The sequence below is a fragment of the Nocardia sp. NPDC059177 genome (assembly GCF_042755165.1).
Lineage (GTDB): Bacteria > Actinomycetota > Actinomycetes > Mycobacteriales > Mycobacteriaceae > Nocardia.
Map to the genome: position 1 here is coordinate 219,964 of NZ_JBHZBX010000007.1, position 16,492 is coordinate 236,455.

The following is a 16,492-nucleotide window of genomic DNA, read 5'->3' on the forward strand; positions in this document are numbered from 1 at the left end:
CTCAGGGTGTGCGCGTTACAAGGACGAGAGCAGCCATGTGAAGAAGATCGAGGTCAGCAGTGAACTCGCGACGGCCGAGTACAGCGCGAGCCGGATCCTCGGCAGGGTGAACCACAGGACCGCGACGACGCCGACCGTCACCGCGAACGGAACCAGCCAGATGTCGAGCAGTAACGGCAGCGTCCAGTCGATGCTGATCTCCACCCCGAGAATGCCGAGGGCTGTTCCCCAATTGATCAGGTATCCGGCGACCACACCGAGCACCACCTGCGCGATCCCGGTGACTATCCGGAACCCCGTGGAGCGCCTCCGCACAGCGGACTTCTCCCCGTCGATGACCTGTTCGCTCTTCACATTCCCCCTATGCGCTGGTGGTACCGAGAGTAGCGGGTGTCAGGTGCCTACCGGCGGCAACTCGAGCGCGATGGCGCCTGCAAGGAGTTCGCGGGCCCGCGCGAGTGTGAGCGAACCGCTGTGCCATCGTTCGCTGAGGCCCTCGACCAGCGCGGTGAGGCGCTCGGCGGCGTCGGCGGGGGCGACGGTGCTCGCGTCCGTCGCCGCGCGGATCAAGGATTCGATATCGGCGTTCCAGGATTGCGTCGTGGTCCGCAGCGGCGTGCGTAGCTCCGGGTCGAAGACGGCGGTGGCCCGCAGTTCACCCCAGGCGAGGCTGGTTTCGCGCACGTCGGCGGTGTCCTGGAGTTCCTGGAGCAGCATCTGTTCGAGGCGAGCGCGCGGGTCGGTGGCTGGGGCGTCGGTGTAGGTCTGGGCGCGATGGTTGATGTGGGCGAGCGCGGCCCGCAGAATGCCCGAGCGATCCTTGAAGTGGTAGTAGATCAAGGCTGTCGAGACCTCGGCGGTCGCGGCGAGCTTGTCTACTCGCAGCCCGCGTACGCCGTCCTGGGCGATGACGCGGACGGCGGCTTCCAGGATCTGGGTACGACGATCTGACACGGTTCCTCACAGTAGGTCCTCGGTGCGCGTCCGGGCACGGCTCAGGCGGCGGGTTCCTGCTGGGTGGCGCAGTGGATACCGCCGCCACCTGTGGCGATGCCGTCGATATTGATCTGCACCACCTCGCGTCCGGGGAACAGGCGGGTGAGGGTGGCGGCGGTGGCGCCGTCGGCGGCGGGATCGCCGAACTCGGGGGCGATGACGGCGCCGTTGCAGACGTAGAAGTTGATGTAACCCGCGGCGAAATCGTCGTTCTCGAACCTCTCGCGCACGGTCGACGGCCCGGCCAGCACCTCCACCCGCAACGGACGGCCGCGTGCGTCGGTCGCCGTGCGCAGGATGTCGAGGTGGCGGCGGGTGACGTCGTAGTCGAAGGAATCCGGGTCGTCGTCGAGGCCGGCGACCACCACACCGGGGCCGGCGAAGCGGGCGTAGAAGTCGGTGTGGCCGTCGGTGATGTCGCGCCCGGCGATGCCGGTAGCCAGATCACTTTCTCGATTCCGAGCAGGTAGGCGAGTTCCTCCTCGACATCGCGTTTGCGCCAGCCGGGGTTGCGATTGCTGTTGAGCACACAGCTCTCGGTGATGATCGCGGTGCCCTCACCGTCGACCTCCAGCGCGCCGCCTTCGAGTACCAGATCGGTGCGCAGGGTCTCGACGCCGGCGCGCCCGGTGACGAACTGCGCGACCTTCGCGTCGGCGCGGTGCTCCTGCTTGTCGCCCCAGCCGTTGAAGTTGAAATCCACACCAGCCCTGGTGTTCTCACTCCCGACGAAGACCGGGCCGGTATCGCGGATCCACAGGTCGTCGAGGTCGGTGGGGATCAGTTCCACGTTCGCGGCGCCGATCAGGCCCTGCGCTACGGCCAGGTCGCCGGGGCGCACGAGCATGGCGACCGGCTCGTAGCGGGCGATCGTGGTGGCGATGGTGGCCAGGTTGCGCTGGACCTCGGCGACCAGGTGAGCACCCCAGATCTCTTCGTCGGCCGCAAAGGCCATCCAGGTGCGGGTGTGCGGCTGTCCCTCCTCGGGCATCTGCCAGGTCCGCGTGTCGTCGGCGGGTGTGCCGGTGTTGTCGCAGCCGGCCCACAGCACACTGCCGAGTGCGGCCATCGTGGTCTGGACGAATGTGCGTCGTCGCATCGGATCTCTCCCTTCGGTTCCTCGATCATAGATCCTGACTGAATTTTCAGTCAAGCCCGCGGATGGCACCCAAGGTGGGGTTCTGGTCACCCTCAGGGGCGCGAGGCCAGTACTCGGGGCACTGATGGCCGGGGTGGAAACGGCGCAGAGTTGACCGTGTCACCCGCACCCGACTGGAGGCTCCGATGCCGGACATCAGCACCATCGCCCACTCGGCGCAGCGTCGTGTCCAGGTGTCGACCCGGGACGGGGTGGAGCTGACGGTGCGGGAGTACGGTCCGCGCTCCGCGGAGCTGACGGTGGTGCTCGTTCATGGGCACTGCCTGCGGACCGAGTCGTGGAGCGATGTGCGCGAGGCGCTGCGGCGCGAGCATCCGGGTGCGCGGGTCGTCTGCTACGACCACCGTGGTCACGGTGAGTCGGCGACCGCGCCCCGGCAGACCTACAACCTCGAGCAGCTCGCCGACGATCTGCACGACGTGCTCGACGCCGTCGCGCCGACCGGACCGGTGGTGCTGGTCGGGCATTCGATGGGTGGGATGACGGTGCTGTCCTACGTCAGCCGGTACCGGGCGGAGATCGGGAGCCGGATCGTCGGTGCCGGGCTGGTCGCGACCGCGGCGAGCGGGTTGGCCGACGTGGGCTTCGGGCGGCTGCTGCGCAATCCGATCATCGCCGTCTTCCAAGCGGCGGTGCGCCGGGCACCGCGGCTGATGCAGCACGCGAAGGTGCTGGCCTGCAAGGTGTTCGCGCCGGTCGTGCGGACCGCGGAGTTCGGTGATCGCCAGGTCAGCGCGCGGGTGCTGGCACTGGCCGAGGCCATGCACAACGCGACCTCGATCGTCACCATGGCCACCTTCCTGAGCGCCTTCAAAACCTTCGACCGCACCGACGCGCTGCCGGCGCTGTCGGCGATCCCGACGCTGATCCTGTGCGGCTCCGCCGACCTGATGACACCCCCGTCGCACTCGATCGCCATGGCCGCCGCCGTCGACTACGCCGACTTCGTGCAGATCGACGGCGCTGGCCACTCGGTGATCCTGGAGCAGCCCGCCCAGGTCGCCACGGCCATCGCCCGGCTGGTCGGCCGGGCGAGCGGCGAGCGAATCGAGACTGCCGGGCTGGCGCTGGCCGCCTGATCGGGTGTTGCTCGGCAGCCACCGCCTTCCGCTTCGCGAAGTGGATGACGGTGCCCTGGCGCCGACCACACCGCGACGCTGATCTCGCCGCATCGATCGAGCGCACTGTCGCCCTGCCCCTCCGCCAGCACAAAGAACGGCGAAATCGTGCAATCCGGCCTCTGCGAGTCAGTTTTCTGTCCAGCCATCAACAGATTGCACGAATACGCCAGTTCCCCACCCCGAGGTGCGATGCGGTGGGCGGCGTTCAGTGCGCGATGGTGGCCAGGGCGGCGTAGGGGCGGGTGGGGTCTGCGGCGGAGCGTTGCAGGCGGGAGAGTTCGGTGAAGCCGGCGGTGGCGAGGGTTTCGGCGAAGGCGTCGATGGGCCAGCGGTAGGCGGTGGTGACTTTGTGGGGGAAGGGTTCGACGGTGTCGGGGGTGTCGAAGAAGCCGGCTATCAGGCGGCCGCCGGGGGTGAGGGCGCGGTGGAGTTCCGCGAGTACCGCGGGGAGTTCGGTGGGGGTGAAGTGGATCAGGGAGAACCAGGCGAGGATGCCGGTGATGGTGCCGGTGGGGACGGGTAGCGAGGTGATCGAGCCGACCTCGAACGGGATGTCCGGGTAGGCGGATTGCGCGTGGGCGATGAATTCGGGGACCAGGTCGATGCCGGTGGTGGGGATGCCTGCGTCGACGAGGGTCTTGGTGAAGTGGCCGGGGCCGCAGCCCAGGTCGAGGGTGGGGCCGGGGGTGAGATGGCGCAGGACGAAGGCGGTGTCCTCGGGGTCGAGGTGGGTGGGGGAGCCGAAGGAGTCGATGTAGAGCTGGTGGATCGCGGCGTAGGCGGTTCGGACGATGTCGTCGGGCACGGGGCGAGAGTAGCGGTCACTGGACAGGGCATGCCCGGGGCGGCGCGTCGTTTGTGTCGGCGGGGGCCGGGTAGTCGAATGGGGAGGAGCCGTTTTCCCAGTCGTAGACGAAGGGATCCAACGATGCCGATCAAGCCTGTCCGCCGCCTGGCCCGCACTTTGCTGGCGACCACGTTCATCGCCGGTGGTGTGAGCGGGTTGATGAATCCGAAACCGCGCGCGGCCGCCGCCGACGCCCTCGCCGCCAAGGGCCGCACCGGCCTGCCCGACGCACTGGCCGCGAAGGTGCCCGACAATCCGAGCCAGTGGGTGCGGATCAATGCCGCGGTGCAGGTCGCGGGCGGATTGTTGCTGGCCAGCGGCCGTGCCCCGCGCCCCGCCGCCTTCGTGCTGGCGGCCACGGTGGTGCCCGGCACGGTCACCGAACAAGACTTCTGGGCCGAACCCGACCCCGACCGCCGCGCGGCCAAACGCACCGGCTTCCTCAAAGACCTCGGCCTGCTCGGCGGCCTGCTGATCACCGCCGCCGACACCGCGGGCAAACCGTCCCTCGGCTGGCGCGCCCGCGAAGCCGTCGCCCACCGCGAACCCGCCGACCACACGGCGATGCTCGACGCGGCGAAACTGCACGGCGCCCAGTTCGCCGAAGCCGCCCAGGGCCAGGGCGAACACCTCGCCGCGATCGCCCAGGAACGCGGCGCCCAGCTGAGCGAATTCGCGCGCGAGCGTGGTCCGCAGGTGGCCGGGGTTGCGCGGGAGCGTGGTGCGCAGTTGAGCGAGCTCGCGCGGGAACGTGGTCCGCAGGTGGCCGGGGTTGCGCGGGAGCGTGGTGCGCAGCTCAGTGAGCTCGCGCGTGAGCACGCACCGCAGCTGGCCGAGGCGGCCAAGGAGCGTGGCGCGCAGCTGAGTGGCATCGCGAGGGAGCGCGCACCGCAGGTCGCCGAGGTCGCCAAGCAGCGCGGCGGGCATTGGAGCGAGATCGCCCGCGAGCGCGCACCGCAGCTGGCCGAAACGGCGCGCGAACGCGGCGCGCACCTTGCCGAACTCGCCAAGGACCGCGGCCCCGAATTCGCCGAAGCCGCCCGCCAACGCGGCACCCACCTGGCCGAGGTGCTCCGGGAGCGCGGAGCACAGGCGGCCGAAGTCGCCCGGCAGCGCGCCGAGGTCGGGCGCGACCACCGACCCAGCCGCTGACCTTCGCCACAGCTGGGCCGAAGGCGCTCAGGAGCGCGGCGCGCAGGCTGTCGGCGTCGCCTAGGACCATGGTTCCGGAACAACCCGCCCAGCCCGGCGTCGTGGCGAGCGGTGCTGATCGGGTGCGCCGACTCGATTCCGGTCTGGGGCGGAGCTGAATCTTCTAGGTGACGGTGAAGGTGGCGAAGCCGGGGGTGGTGGTGCCGCCGGTGACCGAGGTGAGGACCAGGGCGATCTGGCCGGGGCCGGTGTGCAGGGTGGCCTGGGGTGGGATACCGTTGAGGCCGTCGGAGAGCTGGGCGTAGCCGGTGGCGCCGGTGGTCAGGTTGACCCAATGCACGGGCGAGTAGAGCATGCAGCCCCAGCCGCCTGCCTTGCCGCCGGTGATCACCGCGGTGCCGGGCTGGTCGAGGACGACGACGCAGCGGATGGCCGGCACGTCGAAACTGCCGTTCGGATTGCCGAAGGGGGCCGGATTCACCTGGAAGGGAACGACGACCGGATCGGCGGCCGCCAGTCCGGTGGCCGAAATTCCCGCGGCCACCAGCACCGCGGCGCCGACGATAATCCTGCGAAGACCGTTCATCACTGCCAACTCCTACATCGCTGCGGAACCCGACCCTGACTGGCATCGAGCCTACGCCCGGGTACTGCCCCGAGATCCAGTGTCTATCGGCCCTTGTCAGTACCCGTCATGATGAGAAAAGGTCGGGGGGCGCAAACCGGGCGAATCGGGCTCGGCACCCCTGGGTGGCGTGAATACTGCATACTGGCAGTGATTTTCGGAGAGTGGGTTCGAGGTTGATGTTGTCGGGTCGTGAAGCGTCCAAGCTGTATGCCGTTCGTGTCGCCGCGGTGGGCGCCGCGGTGACGATCGGGCTGCTGGGGGCCGCCGCGCCCGCCTCGGCACTACCCGGTTCCGGTTCGGCGACCGGTTCGGCCACGGGGTCGGCGAATCTGGCCACCGGCTCGGCGAACGTGGCGACCGGTTCGGCGGGCTCGTCCGACGATTCGGCGGCTGCCGCCAATGCCTATTTCAGCTGGCAGTCGGCGCAGTTCCTGCAGAAGGCGATTCAGCTGCTGCTCGCCACGCCGCGCGGGCTGTAGTCACTTCCAGGCCTGCTGCCAGCGGTCGGCGGCCCAGTCGCGCACAGCGGGGCTGACCAGGATCGCCGGCAGCAGGATCGTGAAGCCGAGCACCAGCACGGCCAGCCGCACCCAGACGCTCAGCTCGACCACCGCGCGCATTAGCGCGGGCAGGACGCAGAGCCCGGCGAGCACCACCAGCACGATCGCCAGGAGGTTGCGGCCGGGTCCGGCGATCAGTGCGGCGCAGATGCCGAAGCACAGGCCGAGGACCAAGCCGCCGACGCCGACGAAGTAGTTGTCCCAGGCGAGCCAGCTCGGGCGGGTAGACCGTTGGGTGACCACGCGGCGCAGCTTAGCGCGATCAGCTGCCGGTTTGCGGCGGTCTGGGCCACGGGTTGTGCTCGAGCTGCTCGACCGAGCGATTGAACTTGCGCATCAGCCTGCTCAGCTCGGCGATGTCGTCGTCGTTCCAGTCCGCGACGACCGAACCGATTCCGGCGGCACGGCATTCGCGATCGGCGGCCAGGGCCGAGCGGCCTGCCTCGGTGCTCTGGATCTTGCGGGCCAGGCCGCCGTCGGGATCGGGCACGCGCTCGACCAGGTCGGCCTTGAGCATCGCCCCGACCTGTCGGTTGATGGTGGAGATGTCGAGCCGGAACGCCTCCGACAGTTCCCGCAGGCTCAGGGGTTCGCCCAGGTCGAGGCGGGTGAGGATGAGGAAGGCCGAGCGGTCGAGCTGGAAGCCGGGGGCGCGCCGCGAGGTCGCCGGGGAGTGCCGCGAGATGAGGTTCAGCTCGAAAACCAGGCGGGCGAACGGGGTGTCGTCGGCGGGGCCGGAATCGGACATATGCCAACTATGTCGGGTCGGTCACGCTAGATCAAATTGTGTAGCATACACATGCTGTGTACCGTGCATATCTGTGTCCGTAACTACCGCCGACGTCTCGCCGGCCACCACAGAAACCCGCCGGCCCAGCCCGGCAGTGCTCATCGCGGTGCTCAGCACAGTCGGCGTCGTCGTCTCGTTGATGCAGACGCTGGTCATCCCGATCATTCCGTCGCTGCCCGCGCTGCTGAACACCTCGGCATCCAACGCCTCCTGGGTGATCACCGCGACCCTGCTGGCCGGCGCGGTCGCCACGCCGATCTCCGGCAAGCTCGGCGACATGTACGGCAAGCGCCTGGTGCTCGTCGTCAACCTGGGTTTCATGATCGTCGGCTCGGTGATCTGCGCGAGCTTCTCCACGCTGCTGCCCGAGATCGTCGGCCGTTCGCTGCAAGGCGCCGCGGTCGGCGCGATCCCGCTGGGCATCAGCATCATGCGTGACGAACTCCCGCCGGAGAAGGTCGGTGGCGCGATGGCGGTGATGAGCGCGACCCTCGGTGTCGGCGGCGCGATCGGCATGCCGTTCGCCGCGGTCATCGCGCAGAACACCGACTGGCACATGCTGTTCTGGACCTCCGCCGGGCTCGGCATCGCGTGCGCGGTACTGGTGTTCGTCTTCGTGCCGGAATCGCCGGTGCGCACGCCGTCGAAGTTCGATTTCGGTGGCGCCGTCGGTCTGTCGATCGCCCTGCTGACGCTGCTGATCGCCATCTCCAAGGGCGCCGACTGGGGCTGGGCCAGCACCTCGATCATCGCGCTGTTCGTGGCGTCGCTGCTGACCTTCCTCGGCTGGGGCTACTACGAACTGCGCCAGTCCGCGCCGCTGGTCGACCTGCGGGTGTCGGCGCGGCCGCGGGTGCTGTTCACCAATATGGCCTCGGTGGCGGTCGGTTTCGCGCTCTACGGCATGTCGCTGACCTTCCCGCAGCTGCTGATGGCCCCCGAGGCGACCGGCTACGGCTTCGGGCTGTCGATGGTGGTCGCGGGCCTGGCGATGGCGCCGACCGGCCTGGTGATGATGCTGCTGTCGCCGGTCTCGGCGCGCCTGTCGGCCGCCAAGGGCCCCAAGGTGACGCTGGCGCTGGGCTCGGCGGTGATCGCCGTCGGTTACCTGTGCGCGGTGGTGATGATGGACAGCGTCTGGCAGATCGTGCTGTCGGCGGTGATCGTCGCCGGTGGTGTCGGCCTGGCCTATGCCGCCATGCCCGCGCTGATCATGGGCGCGGTCCCGATCACCGAGACCGCCGCAGCCAACGGCCTGAACTCGCTGATGCGCTCGATCGGCACCTCCACCTCCGCGGCGGTGATGAGCGTGGTGCTCGCGCACATGACCATCCAGCTCGGCGGGCACGCGCTGCCGTCCAGGGAGGGTTTCCACACCGCGTTCTTCATCGCGATGGCCGGTGCGGTGGCCGCGATCGCGCTGACCGCCTGCATCCCGATGCGCAAGGCGCAGGACTAGCTGGTCAGTCCGGCACCGGGCAGAACACGACCAGTGACCATTCGCGGCGCGGAATGGTGTGGTCGAGCGCGTGCATGATCATCGTGATCGGCTCGCCGGTGTCCGGGTGCCGGAACCGCTGCACCGGACGGTCGAGATGGGTCGGCGCGTCCGGTTCGGTGGTCCAGAACTCGGTCCATTCCGGCGCCTGGGCGCAGGACGCGATCAGCTCGTCGATGCGCTGCTGGGGCACCACGCCCTGGCTCATCACCCGGAAGCCGTAGACGCACAGGTGGACCTGCTTGTGCCAGTCCAGCATCGCGGTGCGGGACCGCTCGTCGAGCAGCATCCACTCGAGCAGGGTGGTGCCCGCGCACAGGCCGGGGAAGTAGCGTTCCCAGGCGGCGTTGGCCGCGACGATGTCGAAGGTCGAATACACCTGCAGGCTGGCCGGATACGGGATCGCGTCCAGCAGGACCCGGTCGCCCGCCGGGACGGCGCCCGCGGTGCCGGGGACCGAGCTGTCGTAGCGATCGGCGTAGGACAGCGCCACCAGGTGGTCGCGGAACAGGTCGGGCACCTCGAGCACGTCGAACAGTGCGGTGAGCGCCTCCACGGTCGGTGCGCGGGTGCCCTGTTCGATCTTCTGGATGAGGGCGGGGGAGATGCCGGCCGCTGCGCTGAGCGCGTTGCGGGTCAGTCCCGCGGCTTCGCGGCGTTCCCGCAGGTAACGCGCGATCGATGCACGCGAGCTCGTCACGGTGTCATTCTCCTCGATGCGGTCTGCTTGGGGGCGACCGTCACCAGCGACCAGGGACGGCGCGGCAGGCTGAATTCCAGATTGTGCAAGGCCATTCTCGTCGCCTCGCCGGTGTCGGCGTGGCACAGCAGCAGCTCGGGGGCGTCGGCGTTGTCGGGGATGGCCGGTTCCGTCGACCACAGGCGCGGCCATGCAGGCGAGCGGGCGCAGGAGGCGACGAGCTCGTCGATCCGGGTCTGCGCCACCACGCCGGGGCTGGTGACCCGGAAGCTGTAGACGAGCAGATGGATCTGTCGTTCCCAGTCCAGGACCACCGAGGGGGCGATCGGGTCGAGCAACATCCACTCCAGCAGCGTCGTGCCGGCCACCAGGCCGGGGAACTGCCGGGCCCAGCCGTCGTTGCGCGCGACGACATCCAGCGTCGGATAGACCATCAGGCAGGCCGGCTGGGCGAGGTTGCCGAGCAGCGCCAGATCGTCGGCGGGCACCTCGGGCACCTCGATCGGCACGAGTGCCTCGTAGCGCGTGGACAGCGACAGCGACACCAGATGCTCCCGGAACGGAACCGGCACCTCCAGCGCGTCGAACAGCGAGGTCAGCGCCTCCAGGGTGGGGGTGCGGGTGCCCTGTTCGATCTTCTGGATGAGCGCGGGGGAGATCCCGGCCAGCGCGCCGAGTGCCGCCCTGGTGAGGCCCGCCGATTCCCGGCGCTCGCGCAGATAACGCGCGACCGAAGCATGTGGGTCTTCCACGGCACGCTCCTCTGCGATCTCGCTGGGACAAATTGGGACAGTCGTCTAGCTTGACCGACAGTAAAGTGTTCGCAAAAATTCTCACAGCCGGGCGGTGCGCCGCGCGGCTACCTCCTCGGCGCAATTCGGACATCCAGACCGGAATCCGCGCTGGTCGGGGTCAGTGTGTTCCGGAGCGGTACGTGTTCGAAACCACGTCCGCGCCTCGTCGCGTGGATGTCGCCGGAGGGGATGGCACGCAGGCTGGATGCGCGCCGAGTGCGCGGTAGCGAGCCGATGCCCGGGTGGCGCAGGGGTCCACCCGGTGGTCGTGCTCCCGCCCGGCCCGCTCCGGAACACACTGAATTCCTCCGCGTGTCACGGGAACCCCGGACGCCGCCGATTCGTCTTAGAGTGCAGAAGACAGAACGAAAGCGGGGGGCGATGACGCAGACTCAGACCGAATCCAGCAGCCGTATCGGCCGATGGATGCTCGGCATCTCCGGTGTGCTCGCGACGACGGCCGTGCTCGTCGCCGGGCTCGTGTGGTGGCAGCACGACTGGGGCGATCCGTTCCCCACGCTGGACACCGAGCAGCTCGACGAACAACAGCTCGCCCTGGTCGAGGTGCTGCGGCGCGAATACGAGAACCCGGGCGAGGGCACCAAATACGCCGAAGGCGTCGAGGAGGCCTGGTGCGCCGATTTCGTCAGCTGGACGATGCGCGAGGCGGGCAGGCCGCTGGCCAATCCGAACTCCGGTTCCTGGCGCATTCCGGGCGTCTACACGCTGCAGGAGTACTACCAGCAGGTCGGCCGGTTCACCCGCCCCGACCTCGGCTACCGGCCGCGCGCCGGTGACGTGGTGCTCTACGGTCCGGACAGCCCGATGGGCCAGCACACCAATATCGTGCTGAAGGTCGAGGACGGCAAGATCACCACCATCGGCGGCAACGAAATGGGCTCGATCCGGGTCCGCACCATCGACCCGGCCGAGACCGCCGACCTGGTCGGCTATGGAAGATTCTGAAATCGATTGTCGCTCAAGACAACTGCGACGATCCAGGACGGCGGTACCACGGCGGTGCCCGTACCATGGAGAGTGCGGCGCCCGGCAGCGTCGCGACCGGCTCCTCCGTCCTGCTTCCCCCTCATCGGCAGGACGGAGGAGTTGTTACCGTGTCGACTGTGCGAGTGCAGGCGCCCGGCGGGGCGCGTCGTGAACCGGCGTGGATCGATTATGCCCACTTCGGCGAGCGTTTCGTCACCTACGCGGTGACCGAGGACCGCATCGCCGCCGCCGTCTCGGGAATGACCGGGCGCGGGGTGCAGATCGGTCCGTTCTCGCTGGGTCCGGCCGGGCTGGCCGGGTTCGCCGCCGAGGGCACCCTCGGCACCCCCGTGGTCACCCGCACGCCCACCGACGCGCTGAGCTTCGGGGTCAAGATCCCGCTGACGCTGGCGGTCAATCTGGTGCTCGGCGGCCGCAAGCTGGGCTTGGCCGCCGTGGTGGAGATCGGGCTGAAGCTGCACGCGCGCACCGCGGCGCCGCTGCTGGTGGTGATCGACGTGGCCCCGGTGACGGCCAGGGATGTCAGCTTCACGCTGCGTGCCGAGGCGGTGGACAGTGCCTGGGAGATGCTGCTCGACCCGATCGCGGGCCTGGTGCAGCGCGAGGTGGCCGGCCGGGTCAACGCGATCGTCGGCGATCCGAAGGTCCGCTCGGCGCGGGTCTTCGACATCGAGGCCATTCTCGACGGCTACCGCTCGCCGCATCGCAACGACACCGTCTTCGACTGGATCGACTACCGCGACTTCGGCCTGCGCTTCTTCACCGACATCGTCACCCGCGACCGGGTGCACAGTGTGGTCGGGCAGATGGCGGGCAGCCCGATCGAGGTCGGGCCGCTCTCGGAAGGCCCGCGCGGCGCGGCGACGGTGACCGTGCGCGGTGCCATCGAACAGCCCCGGGTGATCGATCGCGGGCTCGGCGAACCCGGTGACCTGCGGGTATTCGATCTCACCCTGCCGGTCGGCCTGGACATCACCGTCGACGTGCTCAAGGCCAACCACTACCGCGCCGATCTGGAGATTCCGCTGGTGCTCACGGCCAGGGCCGCCGAGCCGTTGCAGATCGTTTTCGATGTGCCGCCGCCCGCGCTCGAGGACATCTCGATGGAGTTCAGTGCCAAGGGCTTGCGCGCGGCCACACTGGCCCGCCTGGCCGGGATCAAGCGGCAGATCGTGGCCCAGGTCGTCGCGGTGGTCAGTACCGAACTGGCCGATCCGAGCGGCCGCACGATCGATGTGGGCGCCGCCATCGACGGCGCCACCTGAACGCGTGTGACTCGTGGGGCGAATGTTGCCGATGGTTCTGGCGGTTCCCCTGTGGTTGTGGTGCAATGAGTGAACGTTCGAGGCCTGCGTAAAGGAGTCCTGCGATGCGTTCTGTCCCTGTGAGCCGGCGCGGCTTCTTCGGTGTCGCCGCCGCCGCGGCCACGGTCGGGCTCGGTCTGTCCACCGCGCCCGCCGCCGCCCGATCCTTCGGCACCATGGTCGATTACGCCGGGGGCGTGCCGTCGGCGGCCGCGATCCGCGAGGCCGGGCATATCGGCGTGATCCGCTACGTCTCCGATCGCAGGCCCGGCGCGGAATGGATGGCGGGCAAGCCGCTGCTGGCGGGCGAGGTCGAGGACCTCTGGTCGGAAGGGCTCTCGATCGTGTCCAACTACCAGTTCGGCAAGGGCCCGACCGCCGATTGGCGTGGCGGCCGGGAAGCGGGCAAGCGCTGCGCCGAGCGCGGCTGGGAACTGCACAGCGCGGCTGGCGGTCCCGACTCGGCGCCGATCTACGCCTCGATCGACGACAACCCCGACGACTACGACTTCACCGAGATGATCGCGCCCTATATCGAGGGCTGGGAGTCGGTGCTGGGCCGCGACCTGGTCGGCATCTACGCCAACACCCCGACCATCGATCGCGCGCTCGACGCGGGCCTGGCTTCCTGGTTCTGGCAGCACAATTGGGGCACGCCGAAGGGCTACGTGCATCCCGAGGCGCATCTGCACCAGTTCGAGATCGACCAGCGCAGCATCGACGGCGTGGGTGTCGACCTGAACCGGGTGCTGGCCTCGGACTACGGCCAGTGGTGAACCGCTAGGTCTGGCAGTGGCAGGTCGGCGCCACCCGCAGCTCGGGTTCGTCGTCCGGGACGACCCGCAGCGCCGGCCTGGCCTCGGGTTCGGCCAGCACCCCACGCCACGACAGCAGCGACCAGCGGGACAGCCCTGACAGTGCCGAACCGATGCTCAGGAACGAGCCCGACGAGATCGCCGACCCGAGCGAGCCGATCGACCCGATCGACAACACCGAGCCGACGCTCCCGATCGACAGAATCGAATAGGCCGACCCGATCGACAGAATCGACCCTTCGGACCGCCAGGACAAGATGGAGCGGTGCGAACGCCTGCTCCGAATCGACCGAAGGTCCTGTGCAGAACTCTGGTTGGTCGCCATCGTCTCGGTCTACCACAGCGCGCGGTCAGCGGAAACCCCACGGGACCACTGATCAACGTGAGCACATGGGTAACTCACCGGGCACGAGCTAACCCAGCCACCGCCATTGTCTTGCCGCCAACGCACGTCCCCCCGCTCCTGAGTCTGGCCAGAAATCGCGGAGAGGCGGCACAGGTCGCTTAGACGGTGAAGAAGCCCAGGGTCGGCATGAACGAGCAGGTGCGCGGGGCGGCGCCCTCGGCGGCGGTGGTCAGTGAGCCCGACACCACCGCGACGACCCGGCCGTGGCCGGTGTTCGCGATGGCCGACAGCGTGGCCGGGCCACCGGGGTTGATCTTGGCCTCGTCGGTCAGCGTCTGGATCGCGGACTGGCGGGTGTCGAGGTTGAGCCACTGCACCGTCATCGGCGGGTTCTGTTCGGCGGTCGGCGCCTTGGTGCCGAGCGCGGTGAACACGAAACCGGCCTGACCGGCGGCGGGGCCGGGCGGGGGGAGCTGGGCCGGACCGGCGACCGCGAGCGCGGTGCCGACCGAGTCGGCGCCGTCGCCGATGCAGCCCTTGCCGATGGTCGGGTACAGGAACTGGGCGATGACCGGCCCGTCCTCGGGGATCTCGGGACCGCCGCCACCGCTGCCGTCGAGGAAGGTGATGATCCGCTCGAGGGTGGACTTGATGGCGGGCGGCAGGTTCAGCGTGGCCAGCAGGGCGCGCGCCTGGTCGAGCAGGGCGGTCTGCGGGCTGGCGATATCGGCCGGGCCCGCGATCAGACCGGCGACGGCGGGGGCGAAGGCGGCGAGCGCGTCGACCGGGACGCCCTCGGGGACCATCGGAACGCTGATCGGCGCTGCCTGGGGGGCGGGCGCGGGGGCGGCGATGGTCGACGCCGGTGCGGCGAGCATGGCGCTGGCCGCGATGGCGAGAGCGGTCGTTGCGATCCGCGATCCTCGGCTACGAAGCACTGGTCTAGCCGTCCTTACCTCGGTGTTGCGATGGGACGAGGGTGTCTGACCCGTCTATGTCGGGGTCACTCTAGGGACTACGCCGCTGTGTTGTACAGCCGCCCGGCCCGATGTCGCGCACCTACCCGAAACAGTGTTCATCGACGCTAACCCCGGGCGGTGTTACAGCTGGGGATGTTGATGCAAATGTTACCGATGATGTCGATCGTGGCTGGTCGAACCCGCGCGCGTGGGCGCGCGTGCGAGCCCGGTTAAGGTTGACCCACCATGGCACCGAACAGACATCTCCGATGGGCCCTCGTGCTGCTCGGATTGTCCGTGCTGGCCCGGCTGGCCTGGATGCTGTTCGCGCCCAACGGGCTCAATGTCGTCGATCTGCACGTCTACGTGGACGGTTCGGCCTCGCTGCTCACCGATCGGCTCTACGACTTCACCTACTCCGAGGTGACCCCGGATTTCCCGCTCCCGTTCACCTATCCGCCCTTCGCCGCGCTGGTCTTCTTCCCGCTGCACTATCTGCCGTTCACGCTGGTGGCGGTCGGCTGGATGCTGGCCACGGTGGCCGCGCTCTACGGCGTGATCCGGATCAGCCTGGAACTGCTGGTCGGGCGCGAGCGCGCCGGGCAGACCCGCTGGCTCGCCCTCGCGGTCGGCTGGACCGCGCTGGGTGTCTGGCTCGAGCCGGTGCGCACGACCATCGACTACGGCCAGGTCAATGTGTTCCTGGTGTTCGGGGCGATGCTGGCGGTGCGCAGCGCGCGCTGGTGGATCTCCGGCACGCTGGTCGGGGTGATCGCCGGGATCAAGCTGACCCCCGCCATCACCGGTCTGTACTTCGTCGCCCGCCGCCGCTGGGCGACGGTGCTGTGGTCGGCCGCGGCCTTCGGGCTGACGGTCGCGGTGAGCTTCCTCATCAACGCCCACGAGGCCCGGCGCTACTTCGGCACGCTGCTCGGCGACGCCGACCGGATCGGGCCGGTGGGTTCGGTGTGGAATCAGTCACTGCGCGGGACGTTGAGCCGGATCCTCGGCCACGACGTGCAATCCGGGCCGTGGTGGCTGGCCGCGGTGCTGGTCACCGCCGTGCTCGCGGTGCTGGCCTGGCGCACCCTCGGTCCCGACGACCGGCTCGGCACGCTGGTGCTGGTGCAGCTGTTCGGGCTGATGATCTCGCCGATCTCCTGGTCACACCACTGGGTGTGGCTGATCCCGACCGTGCTGTGGCTGCTCTACGGACCGCTGCGCGGGGAGCGGACCGCGCGGCTCATCGCCGGGTTCTGGGTGCTGACGATGCTGGTCGGTGTGCCGTGGGTGCTCTCGTTCGCGCAGCCGACCATCTGGACCATTCCGCGGCCGTGGCCGCTGGCCTGGCTGGGCGCGGTGGACGTCATCGGGGTGTTCGTGCTGTTCGGCTGGCTGATCTGGCGTGGCCGCGACACGCTGCGGGCGCAGCTGGGCTCGCTCGGCCGCAAACCGGCCGAGGTGCCCGCGGGCTGAGCGGTCAGCCGAGAATCTCGTCGATCTTGTGCGCCAGCGCGGTGTCGCGCCCGGTGAGCCCGCCCGCCGAGTGTGTGCTCAGCGTGAAACGTAATGTGCGCCAGCGGATATCGATATCGGGATGATGATCGGCAGCCTCGGCTGCCACCGCGACCTTGCGCACCAGCTCGATGCCGGCCGGAAAGCTCGGCGCCTGCACCGTGCGGGTGATCGCGGCACCGTCGCGGGTCCACTCCGGGAGAGTGGCCAGGGCAATGGTGATCTCGGGATCGGAGAGCAACGCCGGTTTCGGAGTACCCATACGTGCAGTTCTACGCCGGTTCCGGGCAGCGCGCATCG

19 protein-coding genes and 1 pseudogene are annotated in these 16,492 nt (G+C 69.1%); 8 read left to right on the top strand and 12 right to left on the bottom strand.

The window, feature by feature from the left end:
- Positions 1-15: 15 nt before the first annotated feature.
- The 3 genes and pseudogenes from ACFXK0_RS11845 to ACFXK0_RS11855 all read right to left on the bottom strand — a co-directional run bounded on the left by ACFXK0_RS11845 (position 16) and on the right by ACFXK0_RS11855 (position 2,095).
- On the bottom strand, positions 16-354 hold the full coding sequence (locus ACFXK0_RS11845; RefSeq protein ID WP_379410079.1) for a hypothetical protein: 339 nt from the start codon (positions 352-354) through the stop codon (positions 16-18).
- A 39-nt stretch (positions 355-393) separates the two neighbouring features.
- A complete protein-coding gene (locus ACFXK0_RS11850; RefSeq protein WP_379410080.1) occupies positions 394-954 on the bottom strand; it encodes a TetR/AcrR family transcriptional regulator in 561 nt (186 codons plus the stop codon).
- 41 nt (positions 955-995) lie between these two features.
- Positions 996-2,095: pseudogene (locus ACFXK0_RS11855) on the bottom strand (agmatine/peptidylarginine deiminase).
- Between the two features lie 185 nt (positions 2,096-2,280).
- On the opposite strand from ACFXK0_RS11855, the gene ACFXK0_RS11860 reads away from it, so the two are divergent.
- Positions 2,281-3,234, top strand: coding sequence for an alpha/beta fold hydrolase (locus tag ACFXK0_RS11860; RefSeq protein WP_379410081.1), 954 nt, complete (start codon positions 2,281-2,283; stop codon positions 3,232-3,234).
- Positions 3,235-3,481: 247 nt separating this feature from the next.
- Here ACFXK0_RS11860 and ACFXK0_RS11865 read toward each other — a convergent pair whose 3' ends face one another.
- Positions 3,482-4,081, bottom strand: coding sequence for a class I SAM-dependent methyltransferase (locus ACFXK0_RS11865; protein ID WP_379410082.1), 600 nt, complete (start codon positions 4,079-4,081; stop codon positions 3,482-3,484).
- Positions 4,082-4,204: 123 nt separating this feature from the next.
- On the opposite strand from ACFXK0_RS11865, the gene ACFXK0_RS11870 reads away from it, so the two are divergent.
- Positions 4,205-5,275 carry a DoxX family membrane protein gene (locus tag ACFXK0_RS11870; RefSeq protein ID WP_379410083.1) on the top strand — a complete coding sequence of 357 codons (1,071 nt, stop codon included), beginning with the start codon at positions 4,205-4,207 and terminating at the stop codon, positions 5,273-5,275.
- A gap of 163 nt (positions 5,276-5,438) precedes the next feature.
- Here the strand turns inward: ACFXK0_RS11870 and ACFXK0_RS11875 are convergent, their stop codons facing one another.
- A complete protein-coding gene (locus tag ACFXK0_RS11875; RefSeq protein WP_379410084.1) occupies positions 5,439-5,861 on the bottom strand; it encodes a hypothetical protein in 423 nt (140 codons plus the stop codon).
- Positions 5,862-6,079: 218 nt separating this feature from the next.
- On the opposite strand from ACFXK0_RS11875, the gene ACFXK0_RS11880 reads away from it, so the two are divergent.
- The gene (locus tag ACFXK0_RS11880; RefSeq protein ID WP_379410085.1) at positions 6,080-6,382 is read left to right on the top strand and encodes a hypothetical protein; all 303 of its coding nucleotides are present in this window, start codon (positions 6,080-6,082) and stop codon (positions 6,380-6,382) included.
- Here the strand turns inward: ACFXK0_RS11880 and ACFXK0_RS11885 are convergent, their stop codons facing one another.
- Both ACFXK0_RS11885 and ACFXK0_RS11890 read right to left on the bottom strand, forming a co-directional pair.
- On the bottom strand, positions 6,383-6,706 hold the full coding sequence (locus ACFXK0_RS11885; protein ID WP_379410086.1) for a hypothetical protein: 324 nt from the start codon (positions 6,704-6,706) through the stop codon (positions 6,383-6,385).
- A 19-nt stretch (positions 6,707-6,725) separates the two neighbouring features.
- Positions 6,726-7,211, bottom strand: a complete 486-nt coding sequence (locus tag ACFXK0_RS11890; protein WP_379410087.1) for a MarR family winged helix-turn-helix transcriptional regulator — start codon at positions 7,209-7,211, stop codon at positions 6,726-6,728.
- Between the two features lie 67 nt (positions 7,212-7,278).
- Between ACFXK0_RS11890 and ACFXK0_RS11895 the strand changes: the two genes are divergently transcribed.
- On the top strand, positions 7,279-8,712 hold the full coding sequence (locus tag ACFXK0_RS11895) for an MFS transporter (RefSeq protein ID WP_379410163.1): 1,434 nt from the start codon (positions 7,279-7,281) through the stop codon (positions 8,710-8,712).
- 4 nt (positions 8,713-8,716) lie between these two features.
- Here ACFXK0_RS11895 and ACFXK0_RS11900 read toward each other — a convergent pair whose 3' ends face one another.
- Positions 8,717-9,451: a helix-turn-helix domain-containing protein gene (locus tag ACFXK0_RS11900; protein ID WP_379410088.1), complete on the bottom strand. Its 735-nt coding sequence runs from the start codon at positions 9,449-9,451 to the stop codon at positions 8,717-8,719.
- Positions 9,448-10,203, bottom strand: coding sequence for a helix-turn-helix domain-containing protein (locus ACFXK0_RS11905; RefSeq protein ID WP_379410089.1), 756 nt, complete (start codon positions 10,201-10,203; stop codon positions 9,448-9,450). Before ACFXK0_RS11905 ends, ACFXK0_RS11900 begins: the two co-directional genes overlap by 4 nt.
- 423 nt (positions 10,204-10,626) lie before the next feature.
- Here ACFXK0_RS11905 and ACFXK0_RS11910 point away from each other — a divergent pair, with 423 nt between their 5' ends.
- The 3 genes from ACFXK0_RS11910 to ACFXK0_RS11920 all read left to right on the top strand — a co-directional run bounded on the left by ACFXK0_RS11910 (position 10,627) and on the right by ACFXK0_RS11920 (position 13,333).
- Positions 10,627-11,211 (top strand): CHAP domain-containing protein, encoded by a 585-nt coding sequence (locus ACFXK0_RS11910; protein ID WP_379410090.1) that lies wholly within the window; start codon positions 10,627-10,629, stop codon positions 11,209-11,211.
- Between the two features lie 149 nt (positions 11,212-11,360).
- On the top strand, positions 11,361-12,518 hold the full coding sequence (locus tag ACFXK0_RS11915; RefSeq protein ID WP_379410092.1) for a hypothetical protein: 1,158 nt from the start codon (positions 11,361-11,363) through the stop codon (positions 12,516-12,518).
- Positions 12,519-12,622: 104 nt separating this feature from the next.
- Positions 12,623-13,333 carry a DUF1906 domain-containing protein gene (locus tag ACFXK0_RS11920; protein ID WP_379410093.1) on the top strand — a complete coding sequence of 237 codons (711 nt, stop codon included), beginning with the start codon at positions 12,623-12,625 and terminating at the stop codon, positions 13,331-13,333.
- 4 nt (positions 13,334-13,337) lie between these two features.
- Here ACFXK0_RS11920 and ACFXK0_RS11925 read toward each other — a convergent pair whose 3' ends face one another.
- Positions 13,338-13,697, bottom strand: a complete 360-nt coding sequence (locus tag ACFXK0_RS11925; protein WP_379410094.1) for a hypothetical protein — start codon at positions 13,695-13,697, stop codon at positions 13,338-13,340.
- Positions 13,698-13,876: 179 nt separating this feature from the next.
- Entirely contained in the window at positions 13,877-14,656 is a 780-nt protein-coding gene (locus ACFXK0_RS11930; protein WP_379410095.1) for a hypothetical protein, read from the bottom strand.
- A gap of 267 nt (positions 14,657-14,923) precedes the next feature.
- Between ACFXK0_RS11930 and ACFXK0_RS11935 the strand changes: the two genes are divergently transcribed.
- The gene (locus ACFXK0_RS11935) at positions 14,924-16,153 is read left to right on the top strand and encodes a mannosyltransferase (RefSeq protein WP_379410096.1); all 1,230 of its coding nucleotides are present in this window, start codon (positions 14,924-14,926) and stop codon (positions 16,151-16,153) included.
- A 4-nt stretch (positions 16,154-16,157) separates the two neighbouring features.
- On the opposite strand, the gene ACFXK0_RS11940 is transcribed toward ACFXK0_RS11935, so the two are convergent.
- The gene (locus tag ACFXK0_RS11940) at positions 16,158-16,454 is read right to left on the bottom strand and encodes a 4a-hydroxytetrahydrobiopterin dehydratase (protein WP_379410097.1); all 297 of its coding nucleotides are present in this window, start codon (positions 16,452-16,454) and stop codon (positions 16,158-16,160) included.
- Positions 16,455-16,492 lie beyond the last annotated feature (38 nt).

What these genes read in the sequence shown, in the direction of transcription:
- ACFXK0_RS11860 (WP_379410081.1), top strand. Translation starts at nt 2,281, where the DNA reads ATGCCGGACATCAGCACCATCGCCCACTCGGCGCAGCGTCGTGTCCAG.
- ACFXK0_RS11870 (WP_379410083.1), top strand. Translation starts at nt 4,205, where the DNA reads ATGCCGATCAAGCCTGTCCGCCGCCTGGCCCGCACTTTGCTGGCGACC.
- ACFXK0_RS11875 (WP_379410084.1), bottom strand. Translation starts at nt 5,861, where the DNA reads ATGAACGGTCTTCGCAGGATTATCGTCGGCGCCGCGGTGCTGGTGGCC.
- ACFXK0_RS11880 (WP_379410085.1), top strand. Translation starts at nt 6,080, where the DNA reads ATGTTGTCGGGTCGTGAAGCGTCCAAGCTGTATGCCGTTCGTGTCGCC.
- ACFXK0_RS11890 (WP_379410087.1), bottom strand. Translation starts at nt 7,211, where the DNA reads ATGTCCGATTCCGGCCCCGCCGACGACACCCCGTTCGCCCGCCTGGTT.
- ACFXK0_RS11910 (WP_379410090.1), top strand. Translation starts at nt 10,627, where the DNA reads ATGACGCAGACTCAGACCGAATCCAGCAGCCGTATCGGCCGATGGATG.
- ACFXK0_RS11920 (WP_379410093.1), top strand. Translation starts at nt 12,623, where the DNA reads ATGCGTTCTGTCCCTGTGAGCCGGCGCGGCTTCTTCGGTGTCGCCGCC.
- ACFXK0_RS11925 (WP_379410094.1), bottom strand. Translation starts at nt 13,697, where the DNA reads ATGGCGACCAACCAGAGTTCTGCACAGGACCTTCGGTCGATTCGGAGC.
- ACFXK0_RS11935 (WP_379410096.1), top strand. Translation starts at nt 14,924, where the DNA reads ATGGCACCGAACAGACATCTCCGATGGGCCCTCGTGCTGCTCGGATTG.
- ACFXK0_RS11940 (WP_379410097.1), bottom strand. Translation starts at nt 16,454, where the DNA reads ATGGGTACTCCGAAACCGGCGTTGCTCTCCGATCCCGAGATCACCATT.